Raw genomic sequence first — 19691 nt, 5'->3', positions numbered from 1 at the left:
GATGGCAGGGGGGGGGCTCTGCGGATCCCATGACGGGACCCGCATTTCCGGCAGGATATTGCCGGCATTCTTCGGGTTCACGACCGCAGCAGGCATGGTTCACGGGTACCGAGACCTGCAGGACACAACCCATTCCTGGAACAACCTCTATTGGTGCCAAATCAGTCGAGGCGTGTGCAGTTTTGGAGGTCTTGTAGTCGGGCAAAGCTGAACTGGATCGCCCTTGGGATTTATAACTATATTATCGCAATGATATACAACAATCGATTTTATGAATAACTTCAGCAAAAGCGAACAATGATTAACTTTTATTCATCATTGAACCAATGTATACTTCAATGCCTATAATTCCATAGGAATTACGCATAAGTCCACGCTTCCGAAAAGGGCAGCATTTTCAAAATCAACGTGAAATGGCAGGGTTTCAGTGCCCGCGGAACCGGTTCCAGTCCATCGCGGCAAGACGCGGATCAGAGGCGAAGGTCGCGGGTGAGAATTCCAGCCGCAGGCGTGGGAAGTCCCGCATGGCCTGAATACCGGAAACGGCAATACGGATCCGCCAGCTCTGCCGGTCGAGCGGCACTGGGCTGGCAAAGGCCGCACAGGTCAACACAGCAACATTCATGCCGCCGTCAGGGTCGCGCACCGAGCAGTATCGGATCAGCCCGACCCCTGCGGCGCGCGCTGTCTCGCTCAGCAGCTGACAGGCCTCATAGTCGGTTGGATGGGTCCACAAGGCCGCATCCGCCGCCAGGCCACCGGCGGTCAGATCGAGCGCCCGGTCAACGTGAAGAGAGGCGGAAAACGCGGTATAGTCCGCTGCGTTGTCAGGAAATGGCGTGTCGGGGCTCTCGGCAAAAAACAGCAGGCGATAAAAGGCCATCTCAGCCACCGCCGTTTCCGGCCGTTCTGCACCATACCAGACGCCAGGCGTGATCCCGGCCCGGCGGAAGCGCGAGCCAAAGGGGTAGGGACGATAGCGAAAGGGGGTTGAAAGAAGATAGTCCAGATGGCGGCAACCAGCCGGAACCGGCGGTTTGGTCGTCTCGAGAATATCCTCAAGTGCCTCCTGCTCGTCGGCTGTATCGACCAGCTTCTGCGTTGAAACCAGATGCTGCGCCTCCACCAGCCGCCAGCCCTTGCCGGAATAGGCATGCGCCTCAGAGCGGAGCGCGGCGGGCGTCCAGATAGGCGACGACATCGGCAAGTCCCTGAATAGAAGTGATTCGATCAACCGGGCGTGCACCAAGCGCTCCGTTTTCCGCTGTCAGCCAGGCGCGCGCCACCGTTTCATCCCCGCCAGTGATGGCATCAAGCGACCGGAAGGCGCGGACCATGAGCACAGCCAGTTCGAACGGTTTTGTTCCTTCGGCGAGAATGGCCTCGCCCCTGCGATAGCGCGAGATCTGCGCTTCGGACACGCCAAGCACATCGGCCAGCACCCGGCCGGACAGGCCAAGCCGGTCACCGGCCCGCGATACGGCCTTGGTCAGGATCGCGCCGCGATCAGGCACATTTTGCGCAGAGACAGGATGAAGCATGGCTAATTCCTTTCTGATGGGAATATAGGCATGAATTCTTCCGTGGTAAAGATCCTACGGCCACAAATCCCTCTTCCGGCCGACAGCCTAGGGCAAGCCGTCGGCAACAGGTTGCATATAACCTATACGTCATTTATATATCGTATTGGTAATTATCATCAACATGGCGCCCAGCCTGAAAGCGGATGCCGACATGTCTTGCGGAGGAGGCAAGCGATGAAAATACTGGTGCCCGTCAAGCGGGTGGTTGATTACAACGTCAAGATCCGTGTGAAGTCCGATGGATCCGGACCCGATCTCGGCAATGTCAAAATGTCGATGAACCCTTTCGACGAGATCGCGCTGGAGGAGGCGATCCGGCTGAAGGAACAAGGCATCGCCCGGGAAGTCATCGCCGTTTCCATCGGAGTGAAACAGGCGCAGGAAACGCTTCGAACCGCGCTCGCCATGGGCGCGGACCGCGCCATTTTGATCATAACCGCGCAAGATCCAGCCATCGACATCGAACCGCTTGCCGTTGCCAAGCTGCTGAAGGCTGTGGCCGATGAGGAAACGCCGGATCTGATCATCACCGGCAAGCAGGCGATCGACAACGATATGAACGCGACCGGGCAAATGCTGGCCGCACTTCTTAGGTGGCCGCAGGCCAGCTTCGCCTCAAAGCTCACGGTGAATGATGGCACGGCAGAGGTCATTCGTGAGGTCGATGGCGGCCTGCAGACGATCCGTGTCACATTGCCGGCCATTGTCACGACCGATCTCAGGCTCAACGAGCCGCGTTATGCATCCCTGCCCAACATCATGAAGGCAAAGAAAAAGCCGCTCACGGAGCGAACACCCGAAGACTTCCGTGTCGACATCACGCCACGGCTCGCAATCGTCGCAACGGCGGAGCCGCAGGGGCGAAAGGGCGGCGTCCGCGTTGCCTCGGTGGATGCCCTGGTCGAAAAGCTGAAACAGGAAGCAGGAGTGATCTGATGACCATACTCGTTCTGGCCGAAACGGCGGATGGCAGACTGATGCGCGATGCGACAGCGCGGGCGGTCGCCGCACTTGCCCCGCTTGGCGCCATAACCCTGCTCGTGGCAGATGCTCAGACGGGTCAGGCCGCACGGGAGGCTGCAACAATCAAAGGGGTATCGCAGGTGCTTTCAGCCGAAGCGCCTGCTCTTGCCCATCAGCGCGCCGAACCGCTCGCGGCCCTGATCGCCAGCCTCGCCGAGCATTACGCCATCATTGCCGCCCCCGCCACGAGCACCGCAAAGAATGTCATGCCGCGGCTCGCCGCGTTGCTGGATGTGATGGTGATTTCCGATGTGACCACCATTGACGGGCCAGACCAGTTCGCCCGGCCGATCTATGCCGGCAATGCGATCCAGACCGTGAAAAGTAGTGACCGGATCAAGGTGCTGACCATCCGCACCTCTGGCTTCGCCGCAGCAGGTGAGGGACCGGCCGCCAGCATCACCCCTGTTCCCGTGCCGGAAGAACCGGAAGGTTCGGCCTGGATCGCCGATCAGCTGGCTGCCAGCGACCGTCCGGAACTCACCTCGGCCCGCATCGTCGTCTCCGGTGGCCGGGGGGTCGGCTCCAGGCAAGACTTCACCCTTATTGAAGGGCTTGCCGACCGGCTGGGCGCCGCCGTCGGTGCATCGCGCGCGGCAGTTGATTCCGGCTTCGCTCCCAATGACTGGCAGGTGGGCCAGACCGGCAAGGTGGTCGCACCCGAACTCTATATCGCCTGCGGCATTTCCGGCGCCATCCAGCATCTCGCCGGCATGAAGGATTCGAAAATCATCGTCGCCATCAACAAGGATGAGGATGCACCGATCTTCCAGATTGCCGATTACGGTCTTGTGGCAGACCTGTTCGAGGCCGTGCCGGAACTTGAGCGCAAGCTTTGATCAGGAGACAGGACGGGCTCTGCCCGTGGCGTCCTTTATGCATGACCTCAATGACAAAGACGCGCCAGCGTTGCGCGATAGTCTTCCTCCAGCTGATCGACCAGCGCGCCGACACCTGGAATATCACTAATCGCACCAACGCCATGACCGGCGGACCAGACCGATTTCCAGGCCTTCGCCTCACTGGCAATATCGGGTGCCCCGTGGGGCGGCAGGGCATCCGGATCAAGGCCGGCCGCGACAATGCTGGGGCGCAGGAAATTGGCGTTCACACCTGAAATCTCGCGCGTATAGACGATATCACTGGCATGCGCCGATACCAGCATCGCCTTGTAGGGCTCCGCTGCAAGCGCCTCGCGCGTCGCAATGAAACGGGTCCCCATATAGGCGAAATCCGCACCCGCAGCCTGCGCCGCCAGCACCTGCGCGCCACTGGAAATCGCTCCTGAAAGCGCAATCGGCCCAGAAAACACCGCGCGGATTTCCGAAATGAGCGCAAAGGGGTTGATCGTTCCGGCGTGACCGCCAGCACCGGCTGAAACCGCGATGAGGCCATCGACACCGGCATCCGCAGCCTTTTGAGCATGACGGCGGCTGATCACATCGTGAAACACAAGGCCGCCATAGCCATGCACGGCCTCAACCACCGAACGCGCCGCGCCAAGGGAGGTGATCACCAGCGGCACACGATGACGCACCACTTCGTCAAGATCGGCCTCAAGCCGGCTATTGGAGCGATGAACAATCAGATTGACCCCAAAGGGGGCGGCCTCGGGCTGATCGGCAAGGCCAGCTTCGATCTCGTCCAGCCAGGCAGCAAACCCGGCCGTGCTGCGCTGGTTCAACGCCGGAAACGTGCCGCAGATCCCGGCCCTGCAGGCATTGATGACCAGATCGGGACCAGATACGAGAAACATCGGTGCGGCGATCACCGGCAGGCGTAACCGCGATTTGAATTCAACGAGCGTAACCATTTATCCTCCTCCTCAGGGCATTTGTTGCCCCTTACCCTCATGCTGCCGACGCCATTGCCGCCCGCTCGGAGGGCGAGAGCAACAGCAAGCAGGTTTCGGGCAGGGCAGGGCTTTCCGGCAGACAGCCGAGCGGTGCGAAAAATTCCGCCGTCGTCACCTTTTCCTTGCTGTCGCCCGGCTTCAGCACCACCGCCCGCACGACTGCGCTTGCAGCAAGCTCACCCTTTGCCGTCACGATTCGATGCTCCATGAACAGGGAATGCTGCGTCCAGCCGACAATTTCGGTTTCCAAAGCAAAGCGGGAAAACAGCCCAAGCGATCGGCGATAACGCGCATTCAGCCCCGTCAAAACCGGAATCCACCTATTCCGACGCATATTCTGCGCAAGTCCGGAGCGGAAAAGCAGGTCCATGCGCCCTATATCCATCAAGGTAAGGTAGCGACCGTTGTTGACATGCATGTTGAGGTCGAGATCCTGCGGCCAGACACGAAGCCAGACCGTGGAAATATCCTGCGGCGGCTGAAGCTTCGGCTGAAACCGGCTGCGGCCGATCGTCATCAACAATCTGCGCCAGACATACATCGTATTCGCTCCTGAACAGCTGGTGGATCAGGATAGACCACCAGAATTTTGACACCCGTCAACCTTTTGCTTGAATGGCATGACGTATACGTATACTATATACCCTATCAGTCATGTCGAGAAGAAGATACTGCCACAGGCCTTTGAGGAGGGGCCGGCACTATCCAGGGAGGAGACGTGAGACAGCAAGATTTTGCAAAGCCGGCCGCAGCCGCCGGCAGCAACGACCTATTGCAGACACGGGGCACCAGCGCCCATCTGTTCAGCCGCGCGGATGAAGGGCTGACGCTACCGGCCTTTTTTGATGCAGCCGTCCGGCGATTTTCAACGCGGCCTGCAATCGAATTTTACGGCCGCAATTACACCTATGGTGAAATCGGCCGTCTGATCGACCGTTTTTCATCCGGCCTCGCCGCGATCGGCGTCAAGAAGGGCACCCGGCTCGGACTTTGCCTGCCCAATACGCCCTATTCGATGATCTGCTATTTCGCAGCACTCAAGGCCGGTGCCATCGTTGTCAACTTCAACCCACTTTATACCGGCCGCGAGCTTCTGGCACAGATCCGCGATTCGGGTGCCGAGATCATGGTCACGCTTGATCTTCAAGCCGCCTATGAAAATCTCGGCCATATCGTTTCGGAATCCGGCCTCCGGCATGTCATCGTCTGCCCGATGGCGGATGCGCTGCCGCCCGCCAAGGGCCTGGCGTTCAGGCTGCTGAAACGGTCCGAAAAGGCGGCCATTCCAAGAGACGGCGTCCATATCAGCTATGACACAGTGATGCGCCGGGGCAGGGGCAGACCGCTTCCTGCCATTGCACTCTCTCCAGACGATATTGCCGTTTTGCAATATACAGGCGGTACGACTGGGGTTTCAAAGGGCGCGATGCTCTCCCATGCCGCCCTCATTTCCAATGCCCGGCAGATGATCACGCATCAGGGCTCGGACATGTTGCGAGAAGGCGTGGAGACGATCGTCGGTGTTCTGCCGCTGTTCCACGTCTTTGCCATGACCGTGATCATGCTGCTGGCGATCGAGATCGGTGCCTTGCAGATCCTGGTACCGCGTTTCAACCGCGATGAGCTGATCGCGCTGATGGAGAAGCGCCGGCCGACGCTCTTCCCCGCGGTTCCGACAATATACAGCGCCATCAATGCCGTGGCGATGACCCGGAAGATTGATATCACCTCGCTCAGGCTCTGCATTTCGGGCGGCGCACCGCTGCCCTACGAGGTCCGGGCGCAGTTTGAAAAACTCACCGGCTGCACGCTCTGCGAGGGCTACGGACTGACCGAGTGTTCACCTGTCGTCTCCGTCAACCCCTTCGACGGCTCGGCCGTGCGTGACGGCTCTGCCGGCAAGGCACTGCCCGGCACCATTGTTGAAATCCACGATCCAGACCAGCCGGACCGTATCCTCGCCACCGGCGAAAGGGGTGAGGTCTGGGTGCGCGGACCGCAGAACATGTCGGGCTACTGGAACCGCACCGCCGAGACCGCCGCCACACTTGTCGGCGATGCGGTGCGCACCGGCGATATCGGCTATCTCGATCAGGATGGCTACCTTTTCCTGGTCGACCGGATCAAGGATCTGATCATCTGCGGAGGCTACAATGTCTATCCGCGCGTGATCGAGGAAGCGCTATACGAGCATGATAGCGTGGCCGAAGCGGTGGTGATCGGTGTCCCCGATCCCTATCGCGGCGAAAGCCCTAAGGCTTTTGTAACCATCAGGCCCGGCAACGCGGTCACGCCGGAAACATTGCAGGCCTTTCTCGCCGAGCGGCTGTCGAAAATCGAACGCCCGAAGGCGATCGAGATCCGCGACAGCCTGCCGAAAACGCTGATCGGCAAACTTTCCAAAAAGGAACTGATCGAAGAAGAGCGCAATGCACATCTATGCCGTCAGGACGAAGCAGATCGGAGGCCTGCCCATGTTGACGCTTGAGCCAGGAGGTCGCTATGATCAAGCGTTATGTAACGAAAAGGTTTCGCGTGACGGATCAGTTTTACACCGTAACCCAGCTTGCCGACGAGCTTGGTCTGACGGCACGGGCAGTGCGCTTTTACGAGGTGAAGGGTCTGATCAGCCCCGGCCGCGCGGGCAAGACTCGCATCTATACAAGCCGGGATCGCGCCCGCCTCATTCTTATCCTTCGCGGCAAACGCCTTGGCTTTTCGCTTCAGGAAATCAAGGAGTTTCTGGATCTCTACGAGATCGACAGAACCCAGAAAGAACAGCTGACGGCCCTGCAGAAGGCGGTCCAGAGCCGGATTGCGCTTCTGGAGGATCAGAAGATTGCGCTCGATCTGACACTCAGCGAGCTGAAGCAGGTTCTGAACGAGACCGAAATCCGTCTTTCGGATCGCTCCGCGAAGGATCAGCTCGCAAGCTGACATTTACCTTTACTGACGGATGGCGCGGTGTTGATGACCCCGCCTTTCCATATGTTAAACGGCAGCGCCGCACGGCCCGCCGAACAGTTCAGCCTGTCCAATCGACGGGACAGATCACACACGCATTTTCCCTGCAAAACCTGATTTCCATGAGGACGCCATGATCAATGTTGTGATCGCGGGCTATCAGCGCTCGCCCTTTACTCTTGCCCAGAAAGGCGACCTGAAAAGGGTCCGCCCCGATGATCTCGCAGCCCAGGTGATCAAGGGGCTGATCGAACGCACCGGCGTCGATCCCGAACATGTTGAAGACCTGATCCTTGGCTGCGCGTTTCCAGAGGCTGAACAGGGCTTCAATCTGGCCCGTATGCTGGTGCTGATGGCAGATTTGCCGCTTTCGGTCGGCGGTGTCACCGTCAACCGCTATTGCGGTTCCTCGATGCAGTCGATCCACATGGCCGCAGGCCAGATCCAGCTCGGTGCTGGCGAGGTTTTCATCTGCGCCGGTGTGGAAAGCATGAGCCGCGTACCGATGATGGGCTACAACCCGCTTCCAAACCCGTCACTCGCCGCAAAAATGCCCGCCGCCTACATGGGCATGGGCGATACGGCGGAAAACGTCGCCCGGCGCTGGCAGATTTCCCGCACCGAACAGGAAGCCTTCGCCGTGCTCAGCCATGAGAAAGCCGCCGCAGCACAGGCACAGGGCCGATTGCAGGATGAGATCGTCGCGATCGGGAGCAATGGATCGGCCGTTTCGGAAGATGGCTGCATCCGGGCCGGGACAACGGCCGAAATCCTGGCCGGGTTGAAACCGGCCTTTCAGGAGGACGGCTCGGTGACCGCCGGAACATCTTCGCCGCTTACCGATGGCGCATCGGCCGTGCTGGTCTGCTCAGAGGACTATGCCCTGAAACACGGCCTCACACCGCTTGCCCGCATTGCATCCGTCGGCATTGCTGGCTGCGCGCCGGATGTGATGGGCATCGGTCCGGTGGGTGCGACGAAAAAGGCCATCGCCCGCGCGGGCATCGCCATTGACGACCTCGACGTTGTCGAACTGAACGAGGCTTTCGCTTCCCAGGCAATCGCCTGCATGCGCGAACTGGCGCTGAAAGACGAAGCCGTCAATATCGATGGCGGCGCCATTGCGCTCGGCCATCCGCTGGGCGCCACAGGCGCACGCATTGTCGGCAAGGCGGCCAGCCTTCTCGCCCGCGACGGCGGCCGGTTCGCACTCGCCACCCAGTGCATTGGCGGCGGGCAGGGGATCGCAACGGTTCTGGAGCGTGTCTGATGGCTGAAATCAAGAAAGTCGCCGTCATCGGCGCAGGCGTGATGGGCTCCGGTATCGCCGCGCAGGTGGCCAATGCCGGCCATGAGGTTCTGCTGCTCGATATCGTTCCCGAAGGCGCTGAAAACCGTAACATCATTGCAGAAACGGCGCTGACAAAGATGAAGAAGGCCGATCCGGCTCCCTTCATGTCAAAGCGGGCCATGGCGCTGGTCAAAACCGGCAATATCGAGGATGACCTCGAACAACTCGGCCAGGTTGACTGGATCATCGAGGTGGTGGTTGAGCGGCTTGATATCAAACAGGCGCTCTATCGCCGGATCGATGCGGTGCGCCGCAAGGGGAGTGCGATCTCGTCCAACACCTCGACAATTCCGCTTGAGACACTGGTTTCCGGCATGCCGGAGGATTTCGCCCGCGATTTCATGATCACCCATTTCTTCAATCCACCGCGCTATATGCGGCTGATGGAACTGGTGAAGGGCGAAAAGACCGATCCGGCACTGGCAGCACTGGTTGCCGATTTCGCCGACCGCAAGCTCGGCAAGAGCGTGATCACCTGCCATGACCGCCCGGGCTTCATCGCCAACCGGCTCGGCGTCACCTGGATCCAGCTTGGCGTCATCAAGGCAATCGAGCACGGGCTGACCATCGAAGAAGCCGATGCGGTGATGGGACGTCCCTTCGGCATTCCGAAAACCGGCATTTTCGGGCTGATCGATCTGGTCGGTCTCGATCTCATGCCGCATATCGGCGTCAGCCTGAAAGCGGCGTTGCCGGAGGGGGATCTGTTTCACGACACCAATACCGATCTGCCGCTGGTCACGAAAATGATTGCCGAAGGCTATACCGGGCGCAAGGGCAAGGGCGGTTTCTACCGTCTGAACCGGTCCGGCGGCGAGAAGATCAAGGAGGCGATCGACCTTGACACCGGTGAATACCGGCTTTCCGAAAAACCCTCAGATCCGGCGCTGAAGGCTGCGAAGAAGCCACGCGAAGTCATGGCGCTTGATGATCGTCTCGGCGCCTATGCCTTTTCAGTGATGGCGGCAACATTGTCCTATGCTGCATCCATCGCCGGCGAAGTGGCCGATGATATCGCCGCCATCGATGAGGTGATGCGGCTTGGCTATAACTGGAAATGGGGTCCCTTCGAGCTGATTGACATGATCGGCGCCGACTGGCTGGTGTCGCGGATGAAGGCCGAGGGCATGGCGGTGCCTGCGCTTCTCGAAGGCCTCGGCAATCGCAGCTTTTACCGGATCGAAGACGGGCGCCGCCAGGTGCTGGGTCTCGACGGCATCTATCGCGATATTGTCCGTCCTGAAGGCGTGATCATGCTGGAGGATATCAAGCGCGCCAGCGAACCATTGCTTAAGAACGCATCCGCAGCACTCTGGGATATCGGCGACGGCGTTGCCTGTTTCGAATTCACCTCCAAGGCCAATGCCATGGATGCCGAGATCATGGCGCTGCTCGACAAGACAATCGGGCTGGTGAAGAAGCGTTTCAAGGCACTCGTCATCTATAATGAGGGCACGCATTTTTCCGTCGGGGCCAATCTCGGGCTCGCGCTTTTCGCTGCCAACATTGCCGCCTGGGGCGAGATCGACAAACTGGTTTCGGCCGGACAGTCGACCTATCGCAAGCTCAAATATGCTGATTTTCCGGTGGTGGCGGCGCCCTCCGGCATGGCGCTTGGCGGCGGCTGCGAGATCCTTCTCCATTCCGATGCCATCCAGGCCCATGCCGAAAGCTATATCGGCCTCGTGGAATGCGGTGTCGGCCTTGTCCCCGCCTGGGGCGGCTGCAAGGAAATGCTGACCCGCTGGCAGACAAGCGGCAAACTGCCCAAGGGGCCGATGCCGGCGGCCGCGAAAGTCTTCGAGATGATCTCGACGGCCACGGTCTCCAAATCGGCGGAAGAAGCCCGCGACATGATGATCCTGCGCAAAGGCGACGGGGTTACCATGAACCGCTACCGTCTGCTGGCCGATGCCAGGGAGAAAGCGCTTTCCATGGTTGACGGCTACAGGCCACCGCTTGCCGACGAGATCATATTGCCGGGGCCTGCCGGGAAGGCCGCCATGGTGATGGCCGCCGAGGGCTTTGCCAGGCGTGGTATCGCAACGCCCCATGATCTCACGGTTGCCGGTGAGCTTGCCACCGTTCTCTCCGGCGGTGACACCGACATTATCGACCGGATCGGCGAGGAGCGCATTCTCGAACTCGAACATGAAAGCTTCATGCGCCTGGTCAGGACCATCCCGACATTGCAGCGCTTCGAAAGCGTTGTTGAAACCGGACGCCCGTTGAGGAATTAAGCCCATGCAAGTCTATAACGCACCGATCAGGGATATGCGCTTCGTGCTTCACGAGCTGATCGGCATGTCCGACTATCAGACCTTTCCCGGCCTTGAAGACGTCACGCCCGATCTCGCCGATGCCATACTGGAGGAGGCCGCAAAATTCTGCACCGAGCAGCTTCTGCCGATCAACGCGTCTGGCGATGAAGAAGGCTGCCGGCTTGAGAACGGCGTGGTGCGCACGCCGAAGGGGTTCCCCGAGGCCTATCGCGCCTTTGCCGAAAGCGGCTGGACAGCCATGTCCGCTGATCCAGAATGGGGCGGGCAGGGTCTGCCAGAAGCGCTGAACAAGCTGGTCGAGGAAATGACCTGCTCGACCAACCTGTCCTTCGGGCTTTATCCCGGCCTCACCCATGGCGCCTATACAGCGCTGGTGGATCATGCTTCGGACGAGCTGAAACAGGCCTATCTGCCGAAAATGGTCGCAGGTATCTGGACTGGTACCATGTGCCTGACGGAGCCGCATTGCGGTACCGATCTCGGCCTGTTGCGCACCCGCGCCGTGCCACAGGATGATGGCTCATACCGGATCACCGGATCAAAGATTTTCATTTCCGCCGGTGATCACGACCTCAGCGAAAACATCATTCATCTCGTGCTGGCCCGGCTTCCCAATGCGCCGTCCGGCGTCAAGGGGATCAGTCTGTTTCTGGTGCCGAAATTCCTGCCGAAGGAGGATGGCACGCCCGGCCCGCGCAATGGCGTTTCCTGCACGGCGCTGGAACACAAGATGGGCATCAAAGCGTCAGCCACCTGCCAGATGGCCTTTGACGATGCCACGGGATGGCTGGTGGGCGCACCGCATAAGGGCATGCGCGCCATGTTCACGATGATGAACAATGAACGCCTTTCTGTCGGCATTCAGGGGCTTGGCGTTGGAGAAGCGGCTTATCAGGGGGCTGTCGCCTATGCCAGGGAACGGCTGCAGGGCCGTGCCCTTTCCGGCACCAAACATCCTGACAAGCCCGCCGATCCGATCATCGTTCACCCGGATGTGCGGCGCATGCTGATGACGATCCGCGCCTATACCGAAGGCTGCCGGGCGCTCGGCGGCTGGGTGGCGCGCACGCTCGACATGATGAAGCATCATCCCGACAAGACGGTGAGGGCGGAAGCAGAAGACTTCGCCGCACTGATGACGCCAATCGTCAAGGCGCTGTTTACCGATCTCGGTTTTGAAAGTGCCTCGATCGGCATGCAGGTCTATGGCGGCCACGGCTTTATCCGTGACCACGGTATGGAGCAATATGTCCGCGATGCCCGCATTTCGATGATCTATGAAGGGACCAACGGGGTCCAGGCCCTCGATCTCGTTGGCCGCAAGATGCCCGCCCATATGGGCCGCTACCTGCGCTCTTTCTTCCACCCGGTGCTTGCCGAAATCGACGCCGCTGTCGATGACGACCGGCTGGCGCCACTTGCCGAACCGCTGGCAAAAGCCTTTGGCGGGCTGCAGCTGGCAACGGCAAAGATTGCCCAGAAGGGGCTCGGCGACCCGGAAGAGGCCGGCGCCGCCGCCACCGAATATCTGCGGCTGTTCGGTCTGGTGGCGCTTGGCTTCATGTGGCTCAAATCAGCCAGGATCGCCCATGAGGCACTGGACGGTGATTGCGACGACCAGGCCTTTTACAAGGCCAAGCTGGTGACGGCCCGTTTTTATATGGACCGGATCCTGCCGCAGGCGGCAGGTCTCGTTGCCGCCATTCGCGCCGGCAAGACGTCGATGATGGAGCTGGATGAGGCGTTGTTCTAGACGCCAGCCGCTCGGTACGAAAGTCGTATTCGCCTTTCGTCGTATCTATGTTTAAGCTAGCGCAAACACCCAGCCGACAGGCGGGGAAGGGGACTGATATGGCAGAGCGCGCGATGCTGATTGCGGCCATGGAGGAGCGGGCCGATCAGCTGGAAACGCTGGGATACCGTATTCGCTTCGATCTCACCGATGGCGGCAGCCTCTTGCTGGATGCCACGGACAATGAGGCCGTGATCAGCGAAGTTGACGGTTTTGCAGAAGCCGATACGATATTGAAACTGTCGTCCGACAATCTGGCCAAGCTGATTGCCGGACGGTTGAGCCCGATGCTGGCCTTTTCGACAGGCCGTCTGAAGCTGCAGGGATCGCAGGGCGTCGCCCTGAAGCTGATAGGCCTGTTGAACGAAGATTGACCTGTTTCATGCGGTCTACGGCGCACCCGGATCGCTATTTGCGCGATTCACATTCCTTCCCGGAAACGTGGATCGCGCTTTTTTATGCGGCCGCCGCCGCAGCCTCCCCTTCATTCCTGGTCATTGAGCGGCAGCGTTACCGTTACCCGAAGGCCGCCTTCCGCGCGGTTTTCAAGCGCGATGTCACCGCCATGGGCAAAGATCGTCGTCCGTGCAATGGCGAGGCCCAGACCAACGCCGCCGGTCTCGCGCGAGCGCGACGTTTCCAGTCGCACGAAAGGCTCAAACACCCGCTCCATATTGTCATCGGGAATGCCGGGCCCCTTGTCATCAATAAAGATGACGGCGTGCCGATTGTCGACACTGGCCGAGACACTGGCTTCGTGGCCGTAGCGGATGGCATTTTCGACCAGGTTGCGCAAGGCCCGGCGCATTGCCGTCACCCTGAGCCGCAGGTGAATATCGGCAATCTGGCCGGTATGGACGGTGCCCCCGGTTTCACGGCAGGTCTCTGCCAGCGAAAGCAGAAAGTCGCGAAGCGACACATCTTCGGCCGGTTCGGCGACGGTTGCACCACGGGAGAAGGACAGGGTCGCCTCGACCATCTCCCGCATTTCCTCAATGGTCGCGGTCATGCGTTCACGGGTTTCATCGTCATCGACCATCTCGACCCGCACCCTGAGCGCCGTCAGCGGCGAGCGCAGATCATGGCTGAGCGCGCCGAGCATTTGGGTCCGCTCACGCACGAAGCGGTCGAGCCGGGCCTGCATGTCGTTGAAGGATGTCGCGAGCTGGCGCATCTCGGCCGGCCCGCCAAGCGGCAGCGGCTCAACATCTTCGCCGCGACCCAACCGGTCTGCGGCACGGCCGAGCCGTTTCAGCGGCCCAACCAGCCGGGCCAGCGCGAACCATAAAACGGCAGCAAGCAAAGCGGCCGTCAACGCGAAGGGTGCGGCCTCTTTCCACACCCACTGATAGGGTGGATCGCGAAAACGCGAGGTGACATTCAGCCAGTTGCCGTCGCTCAGCGCCACGGAAAGATTGAGCTCGATCGCACTGACCGGCTCGCGGTTTACCGGCTGGCCGCTGCCCGGCTGGCGCATCGGGCGCATGCCCTGCATGCTGCCGCCCGTCATGGCACCCGGTCCCTGCCCGGAACCACTGCCCATCATCGCGCCACCAGCAGGCGCAGGCACCGCGGCAGGGGCAGGCGGCGGCGGTGGACCAGAATGCACCGTGTTCAATTCGACCCGAACAGCCTGAGGATCGCTATTGCCGAGGGCGGCCCGGATACGCTGGCTGACCCAGGACGGAGCAGTGCCTCTGCCATCGGCAACCGAAGGCGCATCGGAGACGGCAAACTGCACCAGCGTCGAACTGGCTGCTTTAAGAATATCCGGCCAGAGATCCTGCGGCGCATCTTCCAGAAGGCGTGCGGTATTGCCGGTCCGGTCGGTTGCCTCCAGCGTCAGCGCAGATCGCACGGCAAGCGCGCGCTGGTCGACAAAAAGCCACAGCGTCAGGGCCTGCGCCAGAGCAAGCGCAATGACGATCAGCAGAATGATCTGTCCACGCAAGGTCTTTGGCAGCAGCCATTTCATGACAGGTGCTCCACATCAACGGCGAGGCTGTAGCCGCCGCCACGCACCGTGACGATGATTTCCGGCGCTGCTGGATCCTGCTCGATCTTGCGTCTCAACCGGCTGATCTGGTTATCGATCGTCCGATCGAAGACATTGGCAGCGCGGCCGGCCGTTGCATCGAGAAGCTGATCGCGGCTCATGACAAAACGCGGCCGCGCCAGAAGCGTGGTCAAAAGGCGAAAATCGGCGGTGGTCAGGCTTTCCTCGCGCCCGTCTTCTGCAATCAGCCGCCGCGTATCGGTATCAAGTGTCCAGCCGGCAAAACGAAGTTTTTCGCCAGTCGGCGCGCCAGCGACCTTCGGCTGGCGTTCGGAGCGCCTGAGAATGGCGCGGATCCGCGCCAGCAGTTCACGCGGATTGAACGGTTTCGGCAGATAGTCGTCCGCGCCGACCTCAAGGCCGATAATCCGGTCTGTTTCCTCGCCAAGCGCCGTCAGCATCAGAATCGGAACAGAACCCTCCGCGCTCAGCCGCCGGCAAACGGAAATGCCGTCTTCGCCCGGCATCATCACATCAAGAACAATCAGATCGAACTGCCCGGCGCGCAGCTTCTCGTTCATTTCAGCGGCATCGCGTGCAGTGGTGGCACGGAAGCCGTTGCGCTCCAGATAGCTGCGAACGGCGTCGCGAATTTCCCGATGATCGTCAACGATCAGAATATGCGGTTCTTTTGTCATGTTTACGTTGTAGCGCAACTTCGGCATGGGACGTGGAAAACTGTGTCGCGATTTGTATCAGAAGCCGGACTTGCGACAAATGGATACAATTGAGGATCTTTTCGGCATCGCCCTGCGACAGGAGGCGACCAGATTGGGGTCATCGAAACACCGAACACAAGAGGTGATGTTATGAAACGCAATCTGATCCTGGCAACCAGCCTTGTCGCAGTTCTCTTCGGCGCATCGGCCATCCCGTCACTCGCACAGGACGTGACCGGCAGCGTCAACGCACCGCGCTATGCCACGCAGCAGACCGCCACCAACGGCAACGGTCCGATGAATGCCGGCCCGGGTCAGTTTGCCGGCCAGAACAATGCCGGTCAGCGCGGCAACATGATGGCGATGCGCGGCCAGGGCTACGGCCCGCAGGGCAGCGGCCCGCAAGGGGCAGGCCCCGCCATGATGAACGGTCAGGGACCCGCCGGTCCCGCGCAGGGCAATGGCCCGATGCGCGGCAATATCCAGCCCCCGGCTGATTGCGATGCGACCGGCCCGGTCGGCGATCGCGGACCAGGTTTTGATCGCGGCCCCGGTCAGGACCGGATGCAGGCCAATATGAACGGCCCGCGTGGTGATATGCGCGGTCCGGGCTTCGGCCCCGGCAATGGCCAGCCTCAGTTCAACGGCCCGCAGGCCAACGGCACGCAGCGCGGCTTTGACCGTGACGATATGGGTGGCCGCATGATGGCCATGCGCGGCAATGATGACCGCCCGGCCTATGGCCAGGGCATGATGGGCAACCGGCAGGCACCCGGTCCGCAGCAGGGTTTTGATCGTGACAATATGCGCGGCGGTGGCCCGCGTGGTCCCGGCCTTCTGACCAATGTCCAGAAATATGATGCCAATGGCGACGGCTTCATCACACTCGATGAGTTTCAGGCCTTCGTCACCGATACCGGCCGGCCGATGATCGAACAGCGCTTCGAGGCGCTGGACACCAATGGCGACGGCAAGGTCGCAATCGCCGAGCTTCCCGGTCAGCGCGCACCGCTGAACCAGGCACAGCAGGCCCCGCAGTTCCAGCAGGGTCAGCCTGGCAACCCGCCCGCACCGCGCGTCATGGGCGGCCCCGTTCAGCAGAACTGATCGCTGATCGGTTTTGATCGTCAAATCGCGAAGGCGCCGGAGCAATCCGGCGCCTTTACTTTCTCGGCAAATCTATCCCACTTTACGAGCGCCATCCTCTCCCGCCTGCCGACGACGACGGAGAAGGACGCTGAAGGCTATGCGATTTTTCATTCGCAAAATGCGATATAAGTTCCATAATGCGTCTTATCTCACTTGTAAGTGTAGCCGCAAAGTTAAATTGTCCTGCTTTTGCAAAGTTGGAATGTCACACTCTCAGGTCTGAATGACGTGTGGGAGATTGCAGATGGGATTGATAGCGATGAGCGAACGCGATCTGCGGCGGATCGAGATTCTGTCTAAGGTGATTGCCGGCCGGATGACCATGGTGTCGGCATCGCATGTGCTTGACCTGAGTGAGCGTCAGGTGCGCCGACTTGTGCATCGGATACGGACTGGCGGCGCAAAGCGATCGGTCGGCCGTCGAACAACCGGATCAGCGACGAGGTTCGTGATTTTGCGGTGGCTCTGGTGCGTGAACGCTATGCGGACTTCGGACCGACCCTTGCGACGGAGAAGCTGGCTGAGCGTGATGGATTGCATGTGTCGCGTGAGACCGTACGCAGCTGGATGGTCGATGCTGGTTTGTGGCTTTCACGCAAGCAGCGCAGGACGTTTCGTCAGCCGCGGCTGCGACGCGAAGCCTATGGGGAGCTGGTTCAGATCGATGGATCCGAGCATCGTTGGTTTGAGGATCGCGGACCGCCCTGCTCGCTTCTGGTATTTGTCGACGATGCGACGGGTAAGTTGATGCAGTTGCGCTTTGTGCGATCGGAAAGCGCCTTTACGTATTTCGAGGCGCTGGAACTCTATCTCACGCAACATGGTGCACCGATTGCCTTTTATTCGGACAAGCATTCGGTGTTCCGAGTGGCGAAGAAGGACGCCAAGGGTGGCCAGGGCATGACCCAGTTCGGGCGTGCGCTTTGCGAGCTAAACATAGAGATTCTTTGTGCAAATTCGAGCCAGGCCAAAGGTCGTGTGGAGCGGATGAACCGGACGCTGCAGGATCGTTTGGTCAAGGAACTCAGGCTTTGTGGCATCGATAGCATGGAGGCTGGCAATGCGTTCTTGCCGAGCTTCATGGAGGACTACAATGCGCGATTTGCAATCGTGCCTGCCCGGCCGGACACCCAAGCTGTAATTCTCTGAGATCCCCTCGGACCGAGCCTCTGGGGCGCGTCTACCTGCTCCGTCAAAGGTTTCGGCAGCGACCTTCATGTGCAGGGCGGGCACCCCCAATTGCCGCGGCGCGCGATCTCTGGACAACCCTATCGGTTCGTGCGATCCTGAACGTTGCGTCAACACGATGTTCCTTCGATTCACCTCAGGCAAGCAATCACCAGAAGCCTTGTTAAGCGCCGACGCGACATCACTGCAATTTAAATCAGTTTTACGCGCCTGGAACCGGTCAAACGCTGCGAGACATAAATGGTTTTACTAATTATCAGGATAGTGGCTGCTTGATCGGCTTCTTTGCATTTTCACTTAAATTCATGAATACCCGGTCGCCATCGGTCCGATTTTAGAATTTAGAATTATGGTTATTTTCAGCACAAAATTTAATTCAGCTGGAGCCACGATGCCAAGGCAAAAACGCCTCTTCCTCATCTTCATGCCGGTCACCCTGCTCACGGTCATTCTTCTCGCAAAGCACTTTCAGTTACAGATTTCATATCTTTTTGCCGTTGCTTATCTTTTCTGGGCCTATCTTGAGATAGCATTTGCCGTCCTTGTAGCCCTCGCCGCAATAATCTTCGCAAGGGCGAGGTGGCCGGCAGCTCTTGTGCTCACGGTTCTGGCGGTAAGCCTGGTCTGGATCTATTTATCTGACTATCGCAAGAATGGCCCAGCTACCGGGCAGTCACTCAAAGTCATTACCTATAATTGGCTTGGCGGGAACCGCGATCGCAGCGATATCTATCGCTGGATCGCCCAGCAACAGCCTGACATCATGACCATTGATGAATTCTCCTCGCGCGATCTTGATGTGACAACGCGCCTGTTTCCGTTATTCCCCTATCGCAGTAAGCTTGCTCAGGACAACGTCCTTCTTTCCAAATATCCGATCATCAGGCAAAGGATAACCCAGGTCGGGAGCCGGGCAATTTTGTATGCCAGGTTGGATGTGAACGGTTCCCGGATCGGCGTCTGGTCGATCCACGCTTCAACCTTGCGGAACTTTCCGGGACTGGCTGCCCGCAATGACTATCTTGCCATGCTGGCAGATCAGATAGGATCCAGACAGACAGAACCAATGCTGATGATGGGTGATTTCAATGCAACCCGCTGGGACCCGAATTTTCAGCATGTCGTCAGCCAGGGAAAGCTGCATGAAGAACCGAGATTGCTGCCGTTCCCGACACGAATGGCCGTGCGACGCGGTCTACAGTCGCTCGGATCGCCGATAGATCACATCCTAGCCAATGGCCGCAACAAACTGTCGGACTGTTCGACCGGGCCTCTTCTCGGATCAGATCACCGCCCGATGATCTGCACGCTAACGCTGGAACAGTAAAGCGGCATCCGTACAGCCTCTGGCCGGGCCCCGGAATGACCGGGCCTGTTCACCGCGCGTTCCGACCAGTCACTGTCACCCGCGACGCGGTATTCAAGCAACAGCCCCTTCTCTTTTGCGATCGGCCCTGACGATAAAAGCGGTTATTCGCATTACTTTGGTTTTGCATGTTGCAAGCGCCGGAAACATTTGCCCAAGATGGGAAAACAGAACAGCAGCGGGATACACACACATGGAGACAGTATTGACGACCCTGGCCGCGGGACTGTTGGCAGCCCATTCCACAGCGGCAGATGAAATTCATGTCTAGAACTGGTCAGATTATATCGACCCCGACCTGCTCAAGGTCTTTGAGCAGGAGACCGGCGTTCGAACGTCCTCCAGCTGGACGACGGGAATTCGAATAGATATTCCGAGGCAATCGGTTGCCACTCGACGAGTGCATAACTATGGCGGCTTTCA

At 59.6% G+C, this 19691-nt stretch carries 16 protein-coding genes and 1 pseudogene; 11 read left to right on the top strand and 6 right to left on the bottom strand.

The features are described 5' to 3' along the window. Positions 1-424 precede the first annotated feature (424 nt). Entirely contained in the window at positions 425-1201 is a 777-nt protein-coding gene (locus tag FJU08_RS14645) for an RES family NAD+ phosphorylase (protein ID WP_141149767.1), read from the bottom strand. Next, entirely contained in the window at positions 1161-1541 is a 381-nt protein-coding gene (locus tag FJU08_RS14640; RefSeq protein WP_141149766.1) for an MbcA/ParS/Xre antitoxin family protein, read from the bottom strand. The genes FJU08_RS14645 and FJU08_RS14640 overlap by 41 nt, the downstream gene beginning before the upstream one ends. A 216-nt stretch (positions 1542-1757) precedes the next feature. On the opposite strand from FJU08_RS14640, the gene FJU08_RS14635 reads away from it, so the two are divergent. Both FJU08_RS14635 and FJU08_RS14630 read left to right on the top strand, forming a co-directional pair. Then, complete coding sequence (locus FJU08_RS14635) at positions 1758-2519, top strand: electron transfer flavoprotein subunit beta/FixA family protein (RefSeq protein WP_141149765.1); 762 nt, start codon at positions 1758-1760, stop codon at positions 2517-2519. Then, entirely contained in the window at positions 2519-3445 is a 927-nt protein-coding gene (locus FJU08_RS14630) for an electron transfer flavoprotein subunit alpha/FixB family protein (protein ID WP_141149764.1), read from the top strand. The genes FJU08_RS14635 and FJU08_RS14630 overlap by 1 nt, the downstream gene beginning before the upstream one ends. A 47-nt stretch (positions 3446-3492) precedes the next feature. Here the strand turns inward: FJU08_RS14630 and FJU08_RS14625 are convergent, their stop codons facing one another. Continuing rightward, on the bottom strand, positions 3493-4419 hold the full coding sequence (locus tag FJU08_RS14625) for an NAD(P)H-dependent flavin oxidoreductase (RefSeq protein WP_141149763.1): 927 nt from the start codon (positions 4417-4419) through the stop codon (positions 3493-3495). Positions 4420-4456: 37 nt separating this feature from the next. Beyond that, positions 4457-4978, bottom strand: a complete 522-nt coding sequence (locus FJU08_RS14620) for an acyl-CoA thioesterase (RefSeq protein ID WP_210245236.1) — start codon at positions 4976-4978, stop codon at positions 4457-4459. A gap of 201 nt (positions 4979-5179) precedes the next feature. Here FJU08_RS14620 and FJU08_RS14615 point away from each other — a divergent pair, with 201 nt between their 5' ends. From FJU08_RS14615 to FJU08_RS14590, 6 genes are all read left to right on the top strand, one after another. Beyond that, the gene (locus FJU08_RS14615; protein ID WP_235890737.1) at positions 5180-6949 is read left to right on the top strand and encodes a long-chain-fatty-acid--CoA ligase; all 1770 of its coding nucleotides are present in this window, start codon (positions 5180-5182) and stop codon (positions 6947-6949) included. 14 nt (positions 6950-6963) lie between these two features. Then, positions 6964-7398: a MerR family transcriptional regulator gene (locus tag FJU08_RS14610; protein WP_141149761.1), complete on the top strand. Its 435-nt coding sequence runs from the start codon at positions 6964-6966 to the stop codon at positions 7396-7398. A 160-nt stretch (positions 7399-7558) separates the two neighbouring features. After that, the gene (locus FJU08_RS14605; RefSeq protein WP_141149760.1) at positions 7559-8695 is read left to right on the top strand and encodes a thiolase family protein; all 1137 of its coding nucleotides are present in this window, start codon (positions 7559-7561) and stop codon (positions 8693-8695) included. Then, positions 8695-11016, top strand: coding sequence for a 3-hydroxyacyl-CoA dehydrogenase/enoyl-CoA hydratase family protein (locus FJU08_RS14600; RefSeq protein WP_141149759.1), 2322 nt, complete (start codon positions 8695-8697; stop codon positions 11014-11016). Before FJU08_RS14605 ends, FJU08_RS14600 begins: the two co-directional genes overlap by 1 nt. A 4-nt stretch (positions 11017-11020) precedes the next feature. Beyond that, a complete protein-coding gene (locus FJU08_RS14595; protein ID WP_141149758.1) occupies positions 11021-12811 on the top strand; it encodes an acyl-CoA dehydrogenase C-terminal domain-containing protein in 1791 nt (596 codons plus the stop codon). 98 nt (positions 12812-12909) lie between these two features. Next, a complete protein-coding gene (locus FJU08_RS14590; protein ID WP_141149757.1) occupies positions 12910-13224 on the top strand; it encodes an SCP2 sterol-binding domain-containing protein in 315 nt (104 codons plus the stop codon). A 110-nt stretch (positions 13225-13334) separates the two neighbouring features. On the opposite strand, the gene FJU08_RS14585 is transcribed toward FJU08_RS14590, so the two are convergent. Beyond that, a complete protein-coding gene (locus FJU08_RS14585) occupies positions 13335-14825 on the bottom strand; it encodes an ATP-binding protein (protein WP_141149756.1) in 1491 nt (496 codons plus the stop codon). Further along, positions 14822-15544 carry a response regulator gene (locus tag FJU08_RS14580; protein WP_141149755.1) on the bottom strand — a complete coding sequence of 241 codons (723 nt, stop codon included), beginning with the start codon at positions 15542-15544 and terminating at the stop codon, positions 14822-14824. Before FJU08_RS14580 ends, FJU08_RS14585 begins: the two co-directional genes overlap by 4 nt. Before the next feature lie 171 nt (positions 15545-15715). Here FJU08_RS14580 and FJU08_RS14575 point away from each other — a divergent pair, with 171 nt between their 5' ends. The 3 genes and pseudogenes from FJU08_RS14575 (at position 15716) to FJU08_RS14565 (ending at position 19229) form a co-directional block, all read left to right on the top strand. After that, positions 15716-16672, top strand: a complete 957-nt coding sequence (locus tag FJU08_RS14575) for an EF-hand domain-containing protein (RefSeq protein WP_141149754.1) — start codon at positions 15716-15718, stop codon at positions 16670-16672. Between the two features lie 286 nt (positions 16673-16958). Beyond that, positions 16959-17842, top strand: a pseudogene (locus tag FJU08_RS14570) (ISNCY family transposase); the annotation flags it as partial. A gap of 409 nt (positions 17843-18251) precedes the next feature. Continuing rightward, on the top strand, positions 18252-19229 hold the full coding sequence (locus tag FJU08_RS14565; protein WP_141149753.1) for an endonuclease/exonuclease/phosphatase family protein: 978 nt from the start codon (positions 18252-18254) through the stop codon (positions 19227-19229). Positions 19230-19691 lie beyond the last annotated feature (462 nt).

Source organism: Martelella alba, from assembly GCF_006516955.1.
GTDB lineage: Bacteria > Pseudomonadota > Alphaproteobacteria > Rhizobiales > Rhizobiaceae > Martelella > Martelella alba.
The sequence above is the reverse complement of the archived record's forward strand: the minus strand, read 5'-3'. Positions and strand labels throughout refer to the sequence as shown.

Coding starts and splice junctions, on each gene's coding strand:
- FJU08_RS14645 (WP_141149767.1), bottom strand. CDS start 1,201: ATGTCGTCGCCTATCTGGACGCCCGCCGCGCTCCGCTCTGAGGCGCAT.
- FJU08_RS14640 (WP_141149766.1), bottom strand. CDS start 1,541: ATGCTTCATCCTGTCTCTGCGCAAAATGTGCCTGATCGCGGCGCGATC.
- FJU08_RS14635 (WP_141149765.1), top strand. CDS start 1,758: ATGAAAATACTGGTGCCCGTCAAGCGGGTGGTTGATTACAACGTCAAG.
- FJU08_RS14630 (WP_141149764.1), top strand. CDS start 2,519: ATGACCATACTCGTTCTGGCCGAAACGGCGGATGGCAGACTGATGCGC.
- FJU08_RS14625 (WP_141149763.1), bottom strand. CDS start 4,419: ATGGTTACGCTCGTTGAATTCAAATCGCGGTTACGCCTGCCGGTGATC.
- FJU08_RS14620 (WP_210245236.1), bottom strand. CDS start 4,978: ATGACGATCGGCCGCAGCCGGTTTCAGCCGAAGCTTCAGCCGCCGCAG.
- FJU08_RS14610 (WP_141149761.1), top strand. CDS start 6,964: ATGATCAAGCGTTATGTAACGAAAAGGTTTCGCGTGACGGATCAGTTT.
- FJU08_RS14605 (WP_141149760.1), top strand. CDS start 7,559: ATGATCAATGTTGTGATCGCGGGCTATCAGCGCTCGCCCTTTACTCTT.
- FJU08_RS14600 (WP_141149759.1), top strand. CDS start 8,695: ATGGCTGAAATCAAGAAAGTCGCCGTCATCGGCGCAGGCGTGATGGGC.
- FJU08_RS14595 (WP_141149758.1), top strand. CDS start 11,021: ATGCAAGTCTATAACGCACCGATCAGGGATATGCGCTTCGTGCTTCAC.
- FJU08_RS14590 (WP_141149757.1), top strand. CDS start 12,910: ATGGCAGAGCGCGCGATGCTGATTGCGGCCATGGAGGAGCGGGCCGAT.
- FJU08_RS14585 (WP_141149756.1), bottom strand. CDS start 14,825: ATGAAATGGCTGCTGCCAAAGACCTTGCGTGGACAGATCATTCTGCTG.
- FJU08_RS14580 (WP_141149755.1), bottom strand. CDS start 15,544: ATGACAAAAGAACCGCATATTCTGATCGTTGACGATCATCGGGAAATT.
- FJU08_RS14575 (WP_141149754.1), top strand. CDS start 15,716: ATGAAACGCAATCTGATCCTGGCAACCAGCCTTGTCGCAGTTCTCTTC.
- FJU08_RS14565 (WP_141149753.1), top strand. CDS start 18,252: ATGGTTATTTTCAGCACAAAATTTAATTCAGCTGGAGCCACGATGCCA.